The sequence below is a fragment of the Virgibacillus sp. NKC19-16 genome (genome assembly GCF_021560035.1).
GTDB classification, from domain to species: Bacteria; Bacillota; Bacilli; order Bacillales; family Amphibacillaceae; genus Virgibacillus_L; species Virgibacillus_L salidurans.
This window is the reverse complement of record NZ_CP074373.1, coordinates 284,996-303,301: the sequence shown is the minus strand read 5'-3', so window position 1 is coordinate 303,301 and position 18,306 is coordinate 284,996. Positions and strand designations below refer to the sequence as shown.

General features: G+C 41.2%; 18 protein-coding genes and 2 pseudogenes. 9 read left to right on the top strand and 11 right to left on the bottom strand.

All coding sequences use genetic code 11. The features are described 5' to 3' along the window. Window positions 1-218: 218 nt before the first annotated feature. The 5 genes and pseudogenes from KFZ58_RS01720 to KFZ58_RS01700 all read right to left on the bottom strand — a co-directional run bounded on the left by KFZ58_RS01720 (window position 219) and on the right by KFZ58_RS01700 (window position 3,266). Complete coding sequence (locus tag KFZ58_RS01720; RefSeq protein ID WP_235793155.1) at window positions 219-773, bottom strand: tetratricopeptide repeat protein; 555 nt, start codon at window positions 771-773, stop codon at window positions 219-221. After that, window positions 743-1,291: pseudogene (locus KFZ58_RS19270) on the bottom strand (tetratricopeptide repeat protein); the annotation flags it as partial. The pseudogene KFZ58_RS19270 and the gene KFZ58_RS01720, both read right to left, overlap by 31 nt. A 443-nt stretch (window positions 1,292-1,734) precedes the next feature. Then, window positions 1,735-2,202 carry a hypothetical protein gene (locus KFZ58_RS01710; protein ID WP_235793154.1) on the bottom strand — a complete coding sequence of 156 codons (468 nt, stop codon included), beginning with the start codon at window positions 2,200-2,202 and terminating at the stop codon, window positions 1,735-1,737. 27 nt (window positions 2,203-2,229) lie between these two features. Continuing rightward, on the bottom strand, window positions 2,230-2,904 hold the full coding sequence (locus tag KFZ58_RS01705; protein ID WP_235793153.1) for a TDT family transporter: 675 nt from the start codon (window positions 2,902-2,904) through the stop codon (window positions 2,230-2,232). Then, complete coding sequence (locus KFZ58_RS01700; RefSeq protein WP_235793152.1) at window positions 2,901-3,266, bottom strand: hypothetical protein; 366 nt, start codon at window positions 3,264-3,266, stop codon at window positions 2,901-2,903. The genes KFZ58_RS01705 and KFZ58_RS01700 overlap by 4 nt, the downstream gene beginning before the upstream one ends. A 188-nt stretch (window positions 3,267-3,454) precedes the next feature. Here KFZ58_RS01700 and ric point away from each other — a divergent pair, with 188 nt between their 5' ends. Continuing rightward, on the top strand, window positions 3,455-4,147 hold the full coding sequence (gene ric / locus KFZ58_RS01695; protein WP_235793151.1) for an iron-sulfur cluster repair di-iron protein: 693 nt from the start codon (window positions 3,455-3,457) through the stop codon (window positions 4,145-4,147). A 51-nt stretch (window positions 4,148-4,198) separates the two neighbouring features. Here ric and KFZ58_RS01690 read toward each other — a convergent pair whose 3' ends face one another. Next, window positions 4,199-4,900: a Crp/Fnr family transcriptional regulator gene (locus tag KFZ58_RS01690; RefSeq protein WP_235793150.1), complete on the bottom strand. Its 702-nt coding sequence runs from the start codon at window positions 4,898-4,900 to the stop codon at window positions 4,199-4,201. 308 nt (window positions 4,901-5,208) lie between these two features. Between KFZ58_RS01690 and KFZ58_RS01685 the strand changes: the two are divergent. The 6 genes and pseudogenes from KFZ58_RS01685 (at window position 5,209) to KFZ58_RS01660 (ending at window position 9,757) form a co-directional block, all read left to right on the top strand. Next, window positions 5,209-7,109 (top strand): annotated as a pseudogene (locus KFZ58_RS01685) (heavy metal translocating P-type ATPase). A 124-nt stretch (window positions 7,110-7,233) separates the two neighbouring features. Continuing rightward, window positions 7,234-7,443 (top strand): heavy-metal-associated domain-containing protein, encoded by a 210-nt coding sequence (locus KFZ58_RS01680; RefSeq protein WP_235793149.1) that lies wholly within the window; start codon window positions 7,234-7,236, stop codon window positions 7,441-7,443. A 156-nt stretch (window positions 7,444-7,599) separates the two neighbouring features. Then, window positions 7,600-8,097: a Dps family protein gene (locus KFZ58_RS01675; protein ID WP_235793148.1), complete on the top strand. Its 498-nt coding sequence runs from the start codon at window positions 7,600-7,602 to the stop codon at window positions 8,095-8,097. A 729-nt stretch (window positions 8,098-8,826) separates the two neighbouring features. Next, complete coding sequence (locus tag KFZ58_RS01670; protein WP_235793147.1) at window positions 8,827-9,000, top strand: hypothetical protein; 174 nt, start codon at window positions 8,827-8,829, stop codon at window positions 8,998-9,000. After that, window positions 8,997-9,296: a hypothetical protein gene (locus tag KFZ58_RS01665; RefSeq protein ID WP_235793146.1), complete on the top strand. Its 300-nt coding sequence runs from the start codon at window positions 8,997-8,999 to the stop codon at window positions 9,294-9,296. Before KFZ58_RS01670 ends, KFZ58_RS01665 begins: the two co-directional genes overlap by 4 nt. 41 nt (window positions 9,297-9,337) lie before the next feature. Next, entirely contained in the window at window positions 9,338-9,757 is a 420-nt protein-coding gene (locus KFZ58_RS01660; RefSeq protein ID WP_235793145.1) for a hypothetical protein, read from the top strand. Here the strand turns inward: KFZ58_RS01660 and KFZ58_RS01655 are convergent. Further along, complete coding sequence (locus KFZ58_RS01655; protein WP_235793144.1) at window positions 9,750-9,902, bottom strand: hypothetical protein; 153 nt, start codon at window positions 9,900-9,902, stop codon at window positions 9,750-9,752. The genes KFZ58_RS01660 and KFZ58_RS01655 overlap by 8 nt on opposite strands. Window positions 9,903-10,391: 489 nt before the next feature. Between KFZ58_RS01655 and KFZ58_RS01650 the strand changes: the two genes are divergently transcribed. Beyond that, a complete protein-coding gene (locus KFZ58_RS01650; RefSeq protein WP_235793143.1) occupies window positions 10,392-10,778 on the top strand; it encodes a hypothetical protein in 387 nt (128 codons plus the stop codon). Between the two features lie 26 nt (window positions 10,779-10,804). Next, window positions 10,805-11,530, top strand: coding sequence for a prenyltransferase (locus tag KFZ58_RS01645; RefSeq protein WP_235793142.1), 726 nt, complete (start codon window positions 10,805-10,807; stop codon window positions 11,528-11,530). A gap of 259 nt (window positions 11,531-11,789) precedes the next feature. Here KFZ58_RS01645 and narI read toward each other — a convergent pair whose 3' ends face one another. The 4 genes from narI to KFZ58_RS01625 are packed head-to-tail and all read right to left on the bottom strand — an operon-like array spanning window position 11,790 to window position 18,304. After that, the gene (narI, locus tag KFZ58_RS01640; protein ID WP_235793141.1) at window positions 11,790-12,482 is read right to left on the bottom strand and encodes a respiratory nitrate reductase subunit gamma; all 693 of its coding nucleotides are present in this window, start codon (window positions 12,480-12,482) and stop codon (window positions 11,790-11,792) included. 41 nt (window positions 12,483-12,523) lie between these two features. Continuing rightward, window positions 12,524-13,129 carry a nitrate reductase molybdenum cofactor assembly chaperone gene (narJ, locus tag KFZ58_RS01635; protein WP_235793140.1) on the bottom strand — a complete coding sequence of 202 codons (606 nt, stop codon included), beginning with the start codon at window positions 13,127-13,129 and terminating at the stop codon, window positions 12,524-12,526. Continuing rightward, the gene (gene narH, locus KFZ58_RS01630; protein WP_235793139.1) at window positions 13,126-14,628 is read right to left on the bottom strand and encodes a nitrate reductase subunit beta; all 1,503 of its coding nucleotides are present in this window, start codon (window positions 14,626-14,628) and stop codon (window positions 13,126-13,128) included. Before narH ends, narJ begins: the two co-directional genes overlap by 4 nt. After that, window positions 14,618-18,304: a nitrate reductase subunit alpha gene (locus KFZ58_RS01625; protein WP_235793138.1), complete on the bottom strand. Its 3,687-nt coding sequence runs from the start codon at window positions 18,302-18,304 to the stop codon at window positions 14,618-14,620. Before KFZ58_RS01625 ends, narH begins: the two co-directional genes overlap by 11 nt. Window positions 18,305-18,306: the final 2 nt, after the last annotated feature.

Below are 18,306 nucleotides of genomic sequence, written 5' to 3'. Positions count from 1 at the left end.
ACTTAGTTCCTTGACGCAGGTCAAAATTTATAAAGGTTATTTATATTTTTTTGTAAAGACTGTTTCATATGCTTCTTTGCTATATGCAACCACAGTCCGAATACACTTTGCTCCCACAACTTTAAGGACAGCCAAATAACTATAGAGGTATGTTGTCCTGCCAAAAAAATAACCCGACCCTCCCAGCAATTACTAGGTAGGTCGGATTAGAACGAGCTTTATTTCCTTTTTTTACGTTGCAGTTTGACAAATTTATCCTCATATTTTCGTTTCTTTTTCGGATTATCCATACGTGTGAAAAATTCAATCATTCCAGCTAATGCCTCTTGCACCATTTCCTGATCCGGCATTCTCTCTACCCGTTTAAATCCTTTTTCATAATAAAATTCTGCTTTTTTCAGATCTTTGTCCTGTTTATTTTCATAACAATAAGCCAGACGCATACAAATCATTCCCGCTTCTTCAGGATATCCGGGTTTTAGTTGTTCATGAATGTCTAATGCCTCTTGAAAGTACGCATACGCCTCCTCTAATCTATCCTGATACCTCAAATTAAATCCAATATCCTGAAGGGTATCCGCATATCCCTTCGATTGATTGCCTCCATCTTGCTTAAGTCCTTGCAAGAATTCCTGAAAATAAGAAAATGCTTTATCATAGGCTGCTTTTTCGGAATAAACTCCCCCAAGGCATGTAGAAATTGGCGTCTCATCTTCGGAAACGGATCCGAAAGAGCCAAGCCTTTTTCTAGATATTCTTCCGCATGATCCCATTCGTTTACAGTGATGGACAGTGTTCCTATTTTGGAATAGGCATACACAGTCAGGAAATGACTTTCGCTGTAAAAACGATCCATTTGTTCAAGAGACCTTTTGTAATACTTAAGCGCTCTCGGGATGCCTCCCATCGTTTCATCCAGCTCACCTAATAGTAAATTTCCCTTGGCAATATCTATATGCTTGTCTTCATACACTTCCCCGAACAGCTTCACTGCTTGTGTAATCGTCCTTCTGGATTTTTTCGCATCAATATAAAAGTAGACTTCCCCAATTTTAAGTAGCGATTTCCCCTCAGAAACTTTATCTCCAATCTGTTGGTATGTTTCCAGCAACTGTTGATGAAGATGTAGTGCCTGGTCGTAATCTTCCAAACGAATATAGATGTCCGAAATGGCATAGACTGTTTGTCCAATAATGGAGTTCTCTTCGGCTACTGATTCGCGAAAATACGTTAACGCCTTTTCCAAATTTCTCAGAGCGGATTCATCGTCTCCTTCATCTACTTCTACCATACCTAGACTCCTATAAACTAGTCCATAATAATAAGCATCTTGCCAGTCCGTTGATTCCAGCAAACCCAATAATTCTTTTAACAATTTCCTGGCGTTTGAAAATTGTCCATGCTCTCTTTCCAGTCCGGCATAGTCCAAATACGTGTCTATTACTAGTTCAGTATGTGTTTTGTCCATTTCCTTGATGTGTAGTGCCCGCTTACTGTAATTCTTAGTCTTATCATAATTTTTAACAGTATGATAAAACTTGGCCATCATACGCAATGAAAGAAATTGTACTTCTTCATCTATTTTTTCATCAGAATCAAGAATCTCTTCCAATTCCTCCACTTGCTCCCAGGCCAATTCATATCCCTTTCCGTTCACATGAGCTTTTATCTGTTCTCCCAGAGACAGGAGATGCTCTTCTACCTCTTGACTTGTCATCAAATTCACAACCTTTTTTAGAAAATCATATGTAACACAATAAAGAAAAACAGCAATATCCCTAATCGCAAATGAAATCTGCGCAGTCTCCCGGATGGTTTGAATAGCCTCATCCATCCAGTAGCAACCATGCCAATTAAAATGATACCTGTTAGCAATCCGCTTACCATTTTAAAATTTTGCCAGTAAAATCCGTAGCGAAAAATAACTAGCGATGCATGCATAATAATGATTAATAGGGACGCTGTACCAATCCACCTGTGAAACGGCATTATTTTTTTGGATAGATTCGCAAGTTTAATCTTTGTACTTCGATCCCGAGAAGAACGTATTGTAGAGAAAACAGCATGTCTGGTCCAATTAAATAGTACTAAAAATAGACCCAGTAACCCTAATAGAATATGCACGCCTAATGTGCTGCTGTTTAGCCCATTCCATATCGCTACGATTAATACAAGTATATTCAAATAAAACCATTTGTTCATGTGACCCTCCATTACAGATGCCAGTAACTAGACCCTTCTTTGTACGAATTTAGTTGTTGCGACCCGTGATTTGACATATACTGCAATTTGTCCAACCAGTGCAAGTAATACAATCCAAGCCCAAACAGGCATAAATAATTCCTGAAAGTTAATCAGTCGATCAGGCATGGTATAAATCGGATTATTGTACATCACTAACGTAAATGTATAAAACATGCCAAACGTAAAGTTTCGTGACCATTGTGTTACATTGTAATTGAAGACTCCCTTGTTCCATCCATATAATTGGATCCGCTTTATTGCCCGAATAACCTCGATAATTTCTACAATAACAAGTAATAAGAATACAATGACCCAGAAAACAGCAACAAAACCCGCTGTAAATGTATTGGTCGTTACAATTGCTAAGCCAGTAATCGATAGTGCACCATGGATAATACAATTTGTATTTGCCCAATCATCAGCAAGATTCCACCCCTTATGTCTCCCATATCGATTTCCGATTAATAGCATTCCAGCAAAGTAAAAGATGAAACCCAAAATAATAACAGATACTGCAAAATAAGTCGGTAACTGAAAGAAAACATTATTTAACAGAACCATAATAGATTGTGTCCCAACGGTTGATAGCAAAATTGCACCATGAACAGGATAATCTTTATGATCAAATAATAGCTGTTTAAAATTATAAAAACAATTCAATAAAAAAAGAGCCACAAGAATGTATTAAGAATTGCCATGGCTTGCGTGATTAATAGAATACCAGGAAAGTATTTGAGAAATACATTACATAATACCGACACACCAGCGATCCATGTGCCAATGGTGAAGGAATTTACCGGATTCCGAATAAAAGGAATTAAAAAGTCACGGTGAAAAAATTGTACGCTAAGCGATTTGTAGATGACAATCCATGTTATTAATAATATAAACGCTAAATATTTTCCTAATTGAATGTCTAAAATTGGGAAAGCCTCAACCGTTCCAATTAGAAAAATCCCAATTGCCATAATGATAGCACCGGAAGCCGGTTCGATTTTTTTGTAATCGCCCTTTAATAACAAGTCAAACACGTCCCATCAAGATCATCTATAGATAACATATCATAATCTGTTGCATCTTTTCTGTGAGAAACATCACTATATATTTTCAAGGATCCCCTAAATATTTGGATAATCAGTGAGTTCACTCACAGAATATCCTTCTAAAATAGCTTATCATCATAACCAAGCTAATCTTAGGAGGTTATAAAATGAATGCATTTACTGCTGAGCATACGCCAGCTGATATTGTAAAGATTTTCCCGAAGGCCAGTGATTTATTTAAGGAACGTCAGATTGACTTTTGCTGTGGTGGGGATCGAGTACTCAAGGAAACCTTTTCCGAAAAGAATCTTGATGAAATAACTGTTTTATCAGAGCTAAATACAGCTTATGAAAGTTGGCAAAAGGAGGATCACCAGGTAACCGATTGGGATACCATACCTCTCACTGAACTTGTTGATCATATTGTCTATAACCATCACGCCTATCTAGCAGAGGAACTCCCTGCACTCGGGGAGTTCGTTACGAAAGTGTTCCGTAAACACGGGGGAGATCAGCCGCATTTACAAGAATTGCATCGCCTGTACAACGATTTCAAGGTCGAAATGGACGAACATACCATGAAAGAAGAGCGTGACGTTTTTCCTTTAATTAAAGAATATGAAAAAAACCCTAGTGAAGAACTTTTACAACAGATCCACGTGGCAAATGGGGAGTTAGAGGAAGAACATGACGTGACCGGTGATATGTTGAAAAGAATGCGAGTCATCACAGGCGGATTTCAACCACATGCCAATGCATGCGGTTCTTATCAGATCACCTATGCTCGATTAGCAGAGCTGGAAGAGAACACATTCCAACACATCCATTTGGAGAATAATGTGTTGTTTAAAAGATTGTAATCAAAACGGGAGCGACATGCTTATGTCCCTCCCGTTTTTTCTGCTGCTCGCCTAAAGTCTGCATATCTCCACCGGACATTCTTCACATTGATTAACTTCTTTTAACCCGGCTAGATCTAAAATCTCGATCCTTCCCTTCTTGTATTGTATCAAATCATCCTGCCTAAATGCTGTTAGTATCCGGTTTACCGTTTCCCGGGTTGCTCCAATCAATGCTGCCAATTCCATATTGGTAAACTTATTGGTGATTTTTATTTTATTTCCCTCATGGATTCCATAGGTATTGGCAATACGTATCAGCGTTGAAGCAAGCGCCCCGTTCTTCCCATACAATAGCAAGTCTCTTAATTTTAACTGGGTATGTCGATGCGTCTGACTAAGCCAATAGGAAAATTCAAGGGCCAGATCTCCAGATTCTTTGAAAAGTTTTTCTATATCACAACGTTGCATTACTCCTATTTCAGACTTTTCCATGGTTTGGGCTGTATATGAGCTGAGATGACTGCGCTCTGAAGGGTATTCTCCAAACATATCACCAGAGAAAAAACAATACATTGTCAATTCTTTACCTTCTTCATTTATTTTGGTAAGGTTTACTTTTCCTTTCAGCAGGAAATATAACTTTTCATTTTCTTCTGCCTCCCAGTAAACACGTGAACCTTTGTCATATTCCTCCACGACCATCATTTCTCTAAATTTGTTAAAGCTATCAACTGAAAAATGCCCTGTATTCGTCGACCAAAGCCATTCCAATTCCCCCTTTCGGAAGGATGATTTTTCAGCAGTATGAACATTACTTCGGCAAATTATTCCAAATTTATATTTCTAACAAGTATAGTATATACAGCTTTTAAATTACAACTAATAATTAGTGTTTTATAAAATAATTAGACATTTTAATTTGCATTAACACTTCGTAAGATAAAGATAAACTAAAAGATATTTTCAAATCTTGACGCCCGTCAATTTCAAATATGGCTTCCTCCTTTATGATGGATTTGTAAGGAAAAACAAATGATGATTGCAATCAAGCTAAAATTTTAAAAAAGGAGTAGATTGCCATGTTTATTAAGTGGATTAATACGTACAAAAAGCAAATTACATTTTTGTCAGGTGCTTTATTAATACTCGCATTGATCGCTCATTTCACCGGTTTTCATGATTTCCGTCAAGGGATTTTGGTTGCCACCACCTTTATTGCCGGTGTCCCTATTTTCATTAAAGCTTACCAAGCACTTCGCATGAAAGCATTCAGTATTGAACTGCTCGTTACAATTGCCGTGATTGGTGCGCTATTCATCGGTGAATACGTCGAATCAGCAGTTGTGACATTTTTATTCCTATTCGGAGATTACTTGGAAGCACGTACGTTAGAAAAGACCCGTTCTTCCTTAAAAGAATTGGTTGACATGGCACCACAAGATGCAACCGTAATGCGTGAGGGAGAAACAGCAATTGTTCCAGTTGAGGAAGTGGTTGAAGGGGATCATATTATCATCCGATCAGGCGGGAAAATTCCGGTTGATGGCAGCATTATCACAGGTTCTGCTTCTTTAAACGAAGCAGCGGTTACTGGTGAGTCAGTGCCAGCCTCGAAAAAACTGGATGACACAGTTTTCAGTGGAACGATTGTGGATAACGGTTACATTGAAATTGTCGCCGAAAAAGTTGGCGATGATACCACTTTCGCAAAGATCATTGAACTCGTGGAAGAAGCACAAGAATCCAAATCGAAAACACAGAAATTCCTGGATAAATTCGCGAACATCTACACCCCATCTGTCGTAGTTTTATCAATACTTGTTTATCTGATCACACGTGACTTGCACTTATCCATTACCTTCCTGGTTGTTGCTTGTCCTGGTGCACTTGTCATCGGTGCTCCGGTTTCGAACGTCGCTGGTATCGGTAACGGTGCGAAAAACGGGGTACTCGTTAAAGGCGGCGAAGTAATGGATAATTTCTCAAAAGTCGACACGCTTGTATTTGACAAAATCGGCACATTGACGAAAGGAAAACCAGAAGTAACAGACATTAAAACATTCAATGGTCATGAAGAAAGCTCGTTATTACAACTAGTTGCAGAAGCCGAAATGATTTCAGAACATCATTTAGGTCAAACCATTGTAAAAGAGGCCAAAACAAGAAACCTTTCACTTGACCAAGAACCTAAAGACAGCGAGGTCATCAAAGGAAATGGAATCCGCGCGACACTCGGAGGCGACGTGCTTGCCATTGGAAACCGCAAATTGATGCATGCTGAAAATATAGCTCTCGACAAAGACGCTGTAGCATATGCGGTAAATCGTGAAAAATTAGGTAACACCGCTATTTTCGCAGCAATCAATGGTAAAGTCGCTGGTATCCTTTCAATCGCAGACCAAATCCGTGAAGACGCAGCAAGCGCGCTTGCTGAAATGAGAAGCAATGGCGTCAAGAAAATCGTTATGCTAACCGGTGACAACAAACACACCGCGGAACTCGTTGGAAAACAACTCGGAATGATGAAATCCACGCGGAATTACTACCAGAAAATAAAGTAGAATACGTCAAACGCTTAGAAGAAACTGGTCATGTGGTCGCAATGGCAGGAGACGGAATCAATGACGCACCAGCAATCGCAACCGCCGATATTGGACTTGCGATGGGTAAAGGCGGAACAGACATCTCGATGGAAACGGCAGACGTTGTCCTGATGGCTGACAAACTGTCCCAATTCTCCCATGCCTATTCTCTATCCAAAGCTACCATTCGAAACATGAAACAAAATACAGGCATGGCAGTAGGTATCGTCTTCATTCTCTTAGTAGGCGTACTTGCAGGAACCGTACACTTGGCATCCGGCATGTTCATTCATGAAGCCAGCATCCTGATTGTTATCCTAAACGCTATGCGGCTCATCCGCTTCAACAATAAAAAGACAAGCGAAAACGAAAGAAAACTGGAAGTCAAAGCAGTCTAAACAGGATTAGAGTTTCAACGTGTCCAGCCATCAAAAAACGTTTCAAATTTTGACGTAGGTCAAGGAAAGAAGATCCATCTCGTTTTATACTAAAGATAGAAAATAAGCAAAGGAGAGATTTAATATGACAACGAAAAAATTCCAATTAGAACCATTAACTTGCCCATCTTGCATAGCAAAGATCGAACGTAAATTAGGAAAAATGGATGGTGTCGAAGAGGCAAAAGTAATGTTCAACTCCAGTAAAGTAAAAGCAACATTCAACGACGGGAAAGTAACTGCCGACGAGATTAAAGGAACCATTGAAAAACTGGGATACCCAGTCATTGCATAGGAAGCATAGGGACGGTTCTCATGCTTCCTCAATAACCAGTAAGCACACGAACCGTCCCTATGCTTCCAAACTTTTCAAGCTGTGATATAGATCATGGAAAAAAGGCTCATATCGTTTTATAGTAAAGATAGAAGATAAGAAAAGGAGAGATTTAACATGGCAACCGAACACATACATGAAGACCATCACGCAACGGCCGCATTTATGACAAACCATATCGTAGCAAATTTAGGGGTATTAAACATTAAACTTCATCAATATCACTGGCATATTCAAGGACCACACTTCTTTACCTTACATGCCAAATTCGAGGAGCTATATAATGAAGTAAACCAATATTTTGATGCATTCGCTGAACGATTGATAGCACTTGGACAAAATCCATATTCCACATTGGAGGAATTCCTGGAGCACACATTCATCCATGAAAAAACCTATGATAAGAAAATTGCCGCTGATAAAATGGTAGAAAACCTAGTAACTGATTACCGGACCATTCAAGATGTTGCGATCAAAGCAATTGAATTAGCAGGAAAAGAAGAAGACGCTGTAACAGAAGATTTATTAATAGACTATAAAGATAGTATTGATTCAACAATTTGGATGCTGCAGGCTTATCTTGGAAAAGATGCACAAGATGGAGAAGAAGAATAAATCAGAGGTGATTTGAAGAAACTGCACCCTAGAAGTCATTAGGGCGCAGTTTAGTATACTTTTTCCTTTTTTACTAAAAAAACCATTTTAGCGTTTGCTTTAATCAACAGACATAAGAAAAGAACCGGGCAAACCCACCCGGTCCTTTTCCATTTTGTTTTCCTGCCCATGTATGCCCCTATAATTCCCCAAACACATTTCTCCTCCGCATTGTTCACAGTTGAATCTTAGTGGAGTCGTTGGGTCCCCTCCATCCATCAAATCGAAGTCCCTTACAACGTCATAAGGAATTTCCTCCTCATGACACATTAAACAATGATATTTGATCGACGTCTTTTTGGTTTTGTAGATTACCTTACCCCTCTTTCTTTTTGGGTCTCTTTTGTTTGATTTGGTTTCGGAGTTTCTTGAGATAGGCAATCACCCTTTCCATATAGCGTCTTGTGTCCGTTGAAAATGCCACTTTAATTCCTCGTATACCACTCTCCGGACACACTTCTCCCATGTATTCATAATAATTGTCGTAATGTGAGCATATCATGGGGTCTTTTTGACCACTGGAAATAACACGCTCTCAGGTTTGGCGGCGTAATGTTTTCTTTACTTTCAGTATCCAGCGTTTTCTTCCTTGCTCTTTTAAAAAATATTTTCTCCATTCAAGAAAAATTGACTTACGTCAAGGAATTTCATTAAGAAATAAGAGATACTTGATTCAAGGAGGAGATATACATGAAAAATGTAACTTGCAACTTTCACAGCGGAGTGGATGAGATGATCAATGAAGGATTGGGTGGTGGTCTCATCATTTATGAATATGACAAAGATAAGCTGGAGCCAAAACAAATGAAGCCTGAAGCAAAGGGAATCAGTCCTGGTGATACAGAAGGGATTGATAAAAAATGACATTGGCTTTAATTCTTGCCATCATATCCCTTGCCGGTTTTATTATCTTACGGTCAGCAAAGCTTTTCTTCATTCAATTATTACTCGTCATTTCAATTTTTGCAACAGAATTAGCAGGGATTAATGTATTACCTACTGCATTGGGCATTATTCAAATTTTACTTGGAGCGTTCTTTATTTTCAAGTTTATCAAAGCAATCGACCGAAATTATCAGCTTGTTCTGGAAAAAACACATCAAATACCATCTGAACTAACAAGCAGGGGAGCCAATGGTACTCAGTCATCCTTTATATAGTACGATTCTTTGAAAGTCTATTTCCCCAGGGAGAGATAGGTATGAGAAAAATAATTCCCTTCCTTTTCATTATTACAGCATTATTTTCAATATGGCTTATTGTAATCGCATACTCGGATTATGTAAAGGAACTAGAAGATACCTTACATGTGAATCCAGAAGAAGTTACAAAAATAACGATAGCAATCTCTGAATCTACTAGTCATAAGAGCACCAGAGATAAGGAAAAAATAATTAGTCTCATGGATTATCTGAGTCAAGTCGGTTACCAAAGGCTCTCCGGAGATCAAACTTCCTACATGCCTATGAAAGCAAGTATCATTTACCTTTTTGAAAATAATAAGCAGAGTTTTATAGTGCCATATGAGACCGAAGCTATGATTGATCATAAAGTTTACAAGATTAGAAATGGCAGCATTGAAGACACGTTCCTTGAAGAATTTTATCATTCTATTAATTGATCATGTATCTTGCCACATGAAAATAGATGGCTCTTTTCGTAAGTTTTGTAGCTTTTAAATCTTCGCAGTTGATATAAAAGACGACATTATGTGCAATAATTGCCGTCGTCCGGGATCGTTCCGGGCAGTCGCTTTCCGCGGGCACGGCCTCAGCCTCCTCGCGGAAAAAACACCGCTGCGGGGTCTTCGGACACGTGCTGTTCCCGCAGGAGTCGACTGCCCTCCACTCACCCGAACGACTAGTGATAGCAACGAAACTGCTTCGTTTTATGACACAAATAATATATAGCAGCCAATGCTAGCGGAAACACATGAAGACTCCTGCGGGAGGAAAGGCCTCGGTGAGACCGCGAAGTGCGATAGCACGAGGGGGCTCACCAGCCGCCCGCGGAAAGCGAAATGTGTTTCCGTAGCGAATTCCTGCTCTCAACCAGTGTTTGCAAAAGAATTGTCACTAGTCGTCTTCTATATCCTTTGTATAAAAAGCAACAATCTTTTAGAAAACAGCCAAATAGAATAGGGAGTGTTGGATACCATGCGGGAGGTCCTTCTTATCGGTCATATTTCGTTAGGAGTTATGTGGGCTGGGGGAATTATGTTCATTGGCTGGGGAGTTTTTCCTGCGACAATGTCAATGTCACTAGCTAACCAGCGGCAATTCCTTATCCAACTTATGAAATGGGCACATCACCTGTTTGCATTAATCGGCACCGGGGTTATCGCGACCGGTATATTACTTGGAACCGTCTTCGGCCCCATCCATAGCATAGATGTTATTTGGAATACACCCTACGGCAATATATGGCTGGCTGCTCTGCTGATTGGGATTTTCAATTTACTATGGGGGATATTTGTAGGCTACAGGGAAATGATGATCATTTTCACAGATGACTATTTTTGGAAAGAAGCAGACAAAGGGAATAAAAGTCCGTTGCGTCGACAATTATTCAGGCTGGCCGTTTTGGAGTCCATCGAAGTATTCGGATTTATCGTTCTCATTAGCCTTATGGTTGCATTTTGATAAATCATTTAAGGGAGGTAAGCATTATGGGTATCATTCGAGAAAATCAAGTTTGGAATTCTAACGCAAGAAATTATGTGTATCGTTTTTCATGGCTGCATCTCATGAGGCCAATGACATTCAGTGCAACCATTAGTCCAGTACTGGCAGGTACTACTTTAGCAGCTTTAGAAGGGCCAATACGGTTTGACATTCTTATAGTGTTACTAATAGCCGCCCTCTTCATCCAAGCTTCTGCAAATATGCTCAATGATTATTATGATTTTAGCAATGGGCAGGATGAGGAAAAATGGGTGGCTGCGGAAAGTGTGAATAGTTCTAAACCCCTGCACCATAGAATCCCCTATGTGGCATGGACCATCATTGGCATGGCTATCATCTTAGGTGCATGGATTTCCATTCAGACTACATGGTGGATTGCCTTTATTGGTACTGTCGGCATCCTGGTCGGTTTTGCCTATTCAGCCGGACAGCGTTCCTTAGCATCCTTAGGGTTAGGCGAACTCGTGGCAGCTTTATTTTTGGGATTTGTGACAACTGGACTCGGGTATACTGTCCAGGGCCACGCTACAGGCGGGCTAGTCTTGATGATAGCTTTCCTCTATGCACTACTGATTTCCACTATGATTCTGACAAACAATATACGTGATTTTCAAAAAGACAAGGGACACCGCAACACATTAGCGATGAGACTTGGACGCAGGAATGCGGTTCGTCTGTTAACAGTCCTTCTCGCTACTTCTTATCTGTAGCTGATTATCCTTATCATTTTCCAAATTGTTAGCTGGACTACAATAATCACTATTTTAGCTCTTCCCATAGCATATCGGCTTCGCTGGTCTTTTCGTAAGACTGCAACTCACGAAGATGAAATGATTGCAATGAAATGGGCGGGCAGGCATCACTGGACATTTGGATTGCTTTTTGTTTTAGGAATGGCGCTAAGCCTATAAACGCAAATAGCGAACAGTAAATACACTGTTCGCTTGGTACACCTATTCTATTTACCCTTTACCCTTTTCTCTTATACCCGGATCGTGAACGATATTGCTGCGGCGCCCGTGATGGATATGTCACCGGAACACTGTAAAAATGGATAAGACGTGTAAACGGAATAGATGCAAATAACCCAAAAGCCGAAATGACGTGTAATTTAAAAATCAAAGGAACGCCTGCCATTAATTGATATTGCGGCTGCAGGATGAATAGGCTCCTGAACCATGGCCCAATCGTCTCCCTGTATTCATATGCAGTCACTGTTGTGTTATAAATAATTGTCATAAATGTTCCGCTTCCTGCTACAATAAGCAAGGCTACGATTGAGAAAAAATCTGCAAATGTAGCATGTACACGAACAGGATCAAAGACCATCTTTCGAATCAGTAAAATCACGAGACCAACGATGACCATTAAACCGGCAATACCGCCACCGACAATTGCTCCGACATGATACAGATGATCACTTATTCCTAAAAAATGATAAAATTCTATAGGTATAACCATCCCCATCACATGTCCGATAAATGCAAAAACAATCCCCCAGTGAAATAAGGGTGAACCAATGCGCAGCCATTTCTTTTCAAAAAACTCTGTTGATGGTGCGGCCCAGCTTAGTTGACTGAAAGCATAGCGATAAAGGAGTCCTAAAATCATGATTGCTCCTGTTAGATACGGGAATATGACCCACCAAAAAATATCGGCCATCTATACCACCCCTTGGTTAGTTAATGGATGGCCTCAGCCTATCATTGGTACATGATAGGATAAGGCAATTCTTCTAAATCTGCTTCTTCTCTGTCGAACTCCAATTTCGCAACCTCTTCCGTTGTAGGTTCAGGGAATATATACCGCATTAAAACCTGAAGAATACCCTTATACGGATTCTCTGTGTCAATATTATTTAACATACGCTGAATAGCTACTGCAAGGCGCCTGTAGAGTCGCTCATGATACTTTGACTCAGGTACGACAGCTAAGAGTTCAAAAAGCATTGGCATATAATCGGCTAATTCATCACCTTCACGTTCAAAACCGGCCTCATTAATAATCTTTTGCAATTTTATTAACGCAGCACCACGCTTTGAACTATCTCCAAACTCGTGTGCTGACAAATAAAGACCTAATTTCGACTTCAGATCAAACGTGGATACATATAATTCTCTTATTTCCTGGGAAGATAAGCGAAATAATGGATCATAAGATGCGATAAGCTCAATTTTTAATTCACTTGTTTCAATATTCTCCTCAACGCATTCTTGGATATTCTGCTTTTCTTCAATAAATGTATCCGTGGGATAACCCAATAGACGGGACGCGATGACTAGAACAGCCTGTTCTTCCTGCTTTATCATAGCATGCCTCTTTCGTATGCGAATGTAGCTGCAGCCCCTTCACGTGGTGCTAAATCCTCCAGACTGCAGGCACCTTGTTGATAGTCCAAATCATCGTCCATTTCTCTGCGGCCTGTTGGAATGACGTAGCGCTCAACATATTTTGCCACACCGAGTAGTCGTGCCATGTCTTCAATTTCTTCGGGACTTGTATTTGCTTCTCTTACCAATTCGCTTTGTTTGAACTCATCAACGCCGCCAACTGTTTTTCCTCGCATGAAGACGCGCATTGCTGTTAATTTAAGCAGTACTTTGCGAATCACTTCGGTATCACCGGCTGAGAGAATTGATGCTAAATACTCCATCGGGATACGCATTTGATCTACGGCCGGGATGTAGCCATCCGTGTTTAACTCGTCTTCATTGGTAATGTGGTTCATGATCGGGCTAAGTGGCGGTACATACCAAACCATCGGCATTGTACGATATTCCGGATGTAATGGAAGCGCAATTTTCCATTTGATAGCCATCTTGTAAACAGGTGAATCCTGTGCAGCTTCAATCCATGCATCGTTAATACCAGCTTCGCGTGCTTTATCTTGAATTTCAGGATCAAACGGATCAAGGAAACAGCCAAGTTGAGCTTCATAAAGATCTTGCGGGTCCTCCACAGAAGCAGCATCTTTCACTTTATCTGCATCATAGAGAACAACACCGATATAACGAATACGTCCAACACATGTCTCCGAACAAATTGTTGGGAGTCCTGCTTCTGTACGTGGATAACAGAAGTTACATTTTTCTGCTTTATGTGTATTCCAGTTATAATACACCTTGTGATACGGGCAGCCACTCATACAAAAGCGCCAGCCGCGGCATGCATCCTGATCAACCAGAACAATACCGTCTTCATCACGTTTATACAACGCACCTGATGGACATGAAGCCACACATGATGGATTTAAGCAATGTTCACAAATTCTTGGCAGATACATCATAAACGTTTTTTCATATTCCATGGAAATATGGTCCTGCAATTCCTGCACGTTTGGATCAAGTGGAACGATTTCACTTCCACCTGCCAAGTCGTCATCCCAGTTAGAGCCCCACTCCGGTTTATCCATAAATTTACCGGTGATCATCGACTTTGGTCTGGCGACAGGAAGATTTTCCGATTTCGGGCTGTGAATCAGATTGTCATAATCGTAAGTCCATGGTTCATAGTAGTCTTCCATGGTGGCCATATCCGGGTTATAAAAGATGTTGGCCAGTTTGGTGATCGGGCCTCCTGCTTTAAGTTTTAGCTTCCCATTCTTTAATTCCCAGCCACCTTTGAAGCGATCAGTATCTTCCCATTGTTTCGGATAGCCTGGTCCCGGGCGTGTTTCTACGTTATTAAACCACATATATTCTGTTCCCGGGCGGTTTGTCCATGTGTTTTTACAGGTTACCGAACACGTGTGACAGCCAATACATTTGTCAAGGTGCATTACCATTGCAACTTGTGCTTTAATTCTCAAGCCAATCTACCTCCTTCAATTTTCGTATCACGGCGACGGTATCGCGTTGATGACCAGTCGGACCGTAGTAATTAAATCCATAGCTTAGTTGTGAATAACCACCGATCATATGCGTCGGTTTTAAAGAAATTCGTGTAACACTGTTATGTGTACCACCGCGTTTTTTATTGATTGCAGTTCCCGGCACACCAAGCGTTCGATCCTGGGCATGATGCATGTAAGCCAACCCTTTTGGAATTCGGTATGTTAGTACCACTCTTGCCGAAATCACGCCATTTCTGTTATAAACTTCAATCCAATCATTATCTTTAAGTCCGATCGAATTACCGTCTTTTTCATTCATCCAAACGGTCTGCCAGCCTCTAAATAACTGGGCCATTGCCGTCGTATCCGTGAACATGGTATGAATGCCCCATTTTTGGTGTGGGGTTAAATACCTTACCGTAATCGAATCTCCGTTGCTGGCGACCCCTTTTTCATTCGCTAAGAATGGTCCATGGTTTAATGGCGGTAAATATAAAGGTAATCCTTCACCGAAATCAAGCATCATCTCATGATCCAGATAAAAACTCTGCCGCCCTGTCAGCGTATGCCACGGAAGTTTATATTCCGTATTGACGGTAAATGGTGAATAACGCCGATTGTCTTTCTCCAAGCCGCTCCATACCGGTGTTGAAATAGCATGCTGCGGACGAGCAGTTAAGTCATCCAGGGTGAAGGCTTCCTCTTCCCGACCTGATGCAATATCAGATAGGTTCTGACCTGTTTTTTCCTCCAGCGATTTCCACCCTTCCACAGCCCGTTTCCCGTTTGTCGCTCCAGACATTAATAGGATGGCCTCAATTGCCTGTTTGTCGGTATAAAGATCAGGATGTCCTTTGCCAATTCCATCTCTTTTTGATAAACCAAGACGGCTTTCTAATTCGTTGTAAACACCCTCACCCTTTATTTTTACGCCTTTTGCCCCATAGCCTTTTTTAATTTCAGGGCCAATTGTCGTCATTTGCTGGTACACATTCGGGTAATCGCGTTTAACGATTTGGAAGTTCGGCATTGTTTTCCCCGGAATTGCTTCAACTTCACCTTTGCGCCAATCCTTAATTTTTCCAAGCGGTTGGGCAATCTGTCCTGTGGAATCATGACCAAGTGGTGTCATCATTAACTCCTCTGTCGGCGGCAGATGTTCTTCTGCAAGCTCAGAGAAGACCTTCGCAATCTCCCGGAATGTATTCCAATCACTTTTGGATTGCCATGGCGGTGAAATAGCTGCATTAAACGGATGGACGAATGGATGCATATCGGTACTGCTTATATCGAATTTCTCGTACCATGTTGCAGCAGGCAATACAATATCTGAAAACAATCCTGAACTCGTCATCCGAAAGTCAACACTGACAAAAAGGTCGACTTTCCCTTCAGGTGCTTTCCCTTCTGCGTTTACTACCTCAGGCTGCCATGAATCTTCCGGATCTGTTAAAACTTGATCTTCGCCGCCAATTAAATGCTTCGCGAAATATTCATGACCTTTCCCGCTGTCTCCAAGTAAGTTCGAACGCCAATTGAAGAATACTCTTGGGAAGTTCTTTGGATCATCCGGATTTTCTATTGCCCAATCCACTTTCCCGTCCTTAATTTGCTTAACAACGTCATCGATGATTTCCTGATCACTATCTGCCCCGCGCTCCCTGCTATCCTTGACCATGTCAATGGAGTTTTGTGTAAACTGCGGGAAGGAAGGAAGCCACCCGAGTCTTGCTGACATAGCGTTGATATCTGCTGGATGCATGTTGTTATACTTACTACCCCAGCTGGACTGAGTCTGATCATCATTTACATCCACTTCATACCGGAATTGATCTGTTGCAAAATAGAACCAGGATGTTCCGTTTTGATGACGCGGCGGTTTTATCCAGTCTCCGGCAAACGCAACCTGTTGCCAACCTTCCAGCGGGCGAACTTTTTCCTGGCCTACGTAATGAGCCCAGCCACCGCCATTGACTCCTTGAGATCCTGTCAATAAAACCAGGTTGAGAATAGCGCGGTAAATTTGATCACTATTGTACCAATGATTTGTTCCGCCCCCCATTGCTATCATCGATTTACCATTTGTCCGCGCAGCATTATCTGCAAATTCCTTGGCAATCTTGATGACATGATTTTTATTAACACTTGTAATCCCTTCCTGCCATGCAGGTGTAAATGGCTTCGGATCATCATAATCTAATGGGTAATCTCCCGGGAGGTCTCTGCCTACACCTGTATGGGCCATCATCAAATCATACACTGTCGTAACCTTGAGCACATTCCCATGATGATCATTTATATATTTTACCGGCACACCACGTTTAACGGTGTCGCCATTCTGTTGAGCAAAATTCGGGAAAGTCACCATCGCTGTTTCATCGGATTGATGAATGAAACTTAACTCTGGATCAATCTCTGTTCCATCTTCTTTTTCCAGATTTAAATTCCACTTATTCCCTCCGTCCCAGCGGAAACCTTCTGTACCATTTGGCGCAACCAATTCATTCGTACTCACGTCCCACACAAGCGGCTTCCACTCACCAAGTTCCTGTGTATCTTCGATATCTGAGGATCGCAGGAATCGATCAGATCGGCAGTCCGTCTCACTCTCGTTTAATGTAACGAGAAAAGGCAAGTCCGTGAACCGTTTAACATAATCGATAAAATAAGGTATTTGCTGCTTCACATAAAATTCTTTCAGGATTACATGCGTCATCGCCATCGCCAGTGCAGCATCTGTTCCAGCTTTTGCCGGCATCCAGATGTCGGCAAATTTCTCATATTCCGCATAATCCGGGCTGACACCAACGACTTTCGTTCCGTTATATCTTGCTTCTACCATGAAATGTGCATCCGGCGTCCTTGTTTGTGGCAAATTGGTCCCCCAAATAATAAAGTATTTGCAGTTATACCAATCAGCACTTTCTGGTACATCCGTTTGTTCACCCCATACTTGTGGTGAAGCTGGTGGCAGGTCAGCATACCAATCATAGAAGCTTAAAATGGTTCCTCCAACTAAAGAAAGAAAACGTGTCCCTGCCGCATAGCTCACCATGGACATTGCCGGTATTGGACTAAAACCCACAATACGGTCAGGTCCATACGCTTTAATGGTGTAAATGGATGCACTGGCAATGATTTGGCAAACTTCTTTCCAATCCGCACGAATAAATCCCCCTTTACCACGAGATTTCACATATTTATCCCGTTTTACCGGATCACTCGCAATATTCTCCCAGGCAGCTACAGGATCATAGCCTTCATCACGTTCTGCTTTCCACATCTCATATAAGTCACCGCGGATATATGGATATTTCACTCTAACCGGGCTGTATGTATACCAGGAAAAGCTCGCTCCCCTTGGACAGCCACGTGGTTCATATTCCGGGAAGTCATCTCCAGTTGTCGGATAATCGGTTTGCTGTGTTTCCGATGTAATGATCCCGTCTTTCACGTAAATTTTCCAGCTGCAGGAACCGGTGCAATTGACCCCATGTGTAGATCGTACCACTTTGTCATATTGCCATCTGCGGCGGTAAATATCTTCTGAATCCCTTGGACGAGGACTTTCCTCTGTAAATCCATCATTAATCCGATTTCCTTTTTTCAAATGCTTTAGCTGGTCCAATAATTTATTTGTTCGTTTCACCATTC

Bases quoted from the DNA above. Each gene is read 5' to 3' on its own strand.
- KFZ58_RS01720 (WP_235793155.1), bottom strand. From the start codon at position 773: ATGGGATCATGCGGAAGAATATCTAGAAAAAGGCTTGGCTCTTTCGGA.
- KFZ58_RS01710 (WP_235793154.1), bottom strand. From the start codon at position 2,202: ATGAACAAATGGTTTTATTTGAATATACTTGTATTAATCGTAGCGATA.
- ric (WP_235793151.1), top strand. From the start codon at position 3,455: ATGAATGCATTTACTGCTGAGCATACGCCAGCTGATATTGTAAAGATT.
- KFZ58_RS01680 (WP_235793149.1), top strand. From the start codon at position 7,234: ATGACAACGAAAAAATTCCAATTAGAACCATTAACTTGCCCATCTTGC.
- KFZ58_RS01675 (WP_235793148.1), top strand. From the start codon at position 7,600: ATGGCAACCGAACACATACATGAAGACCATCACGCAACGGCCGCATTT.
- KFZ58_RS01670 (WP_235793147.1), top strand. From the start codon at position 8,827: ATGAAAAATGTAACTTGCAACTTTCACAGCGGAGTGGATGAGATGATC.
- KFZ58_RS01665 (WP_235793146.1), top strand. From the start codon at position 8,997: ATGACATTGGCTTTAATTCTTGCCATCATATCCCTTGCCGGTTTTATT.
- KFZ58_RS01660 (WP_235793145.1), top strand. From the start codon at position 9,338: ATGAGAAAAATAATTCCCTTCCTTTTCATTATTACAGCATTATTTTCA.
- KFZ58_RS01650 (WP_235793143.1), top strand. From the start codon at position 10,392: ATGTCACTAGCTAACCAGCGGCAATTCCTTATCCAACTTATGAAATGG.
- KFZ58_RS01645 (WP_235793142.1), top strand. From the start codon at position 10,805: ATGGGTATCATTCGAGAAAATCAAGTTTGGAATTCTAACGCAAGAAAT.
- narI (WP_235793141.1), bottom strand. From the start codon at position 12,482: ATGGCCGATATTTTTTGGTGGGTCATATTCCCGTATCTAACAGGAGCA.
- narJ (WP_235793140.1), bottom strand. From the start codon at position 13,129: ATGATAAAGCAGGAAGAACAGGCTGTTCTAGTCATCGCGTCCCGTCTA.
- KFZ58_RS01625 (WP_235793138.1), bottom strand. From the start codon at position 18,304: ATGGTGAAACGAACAAATAAATTATTGGACCAGCTAAAGCATTTGAAA.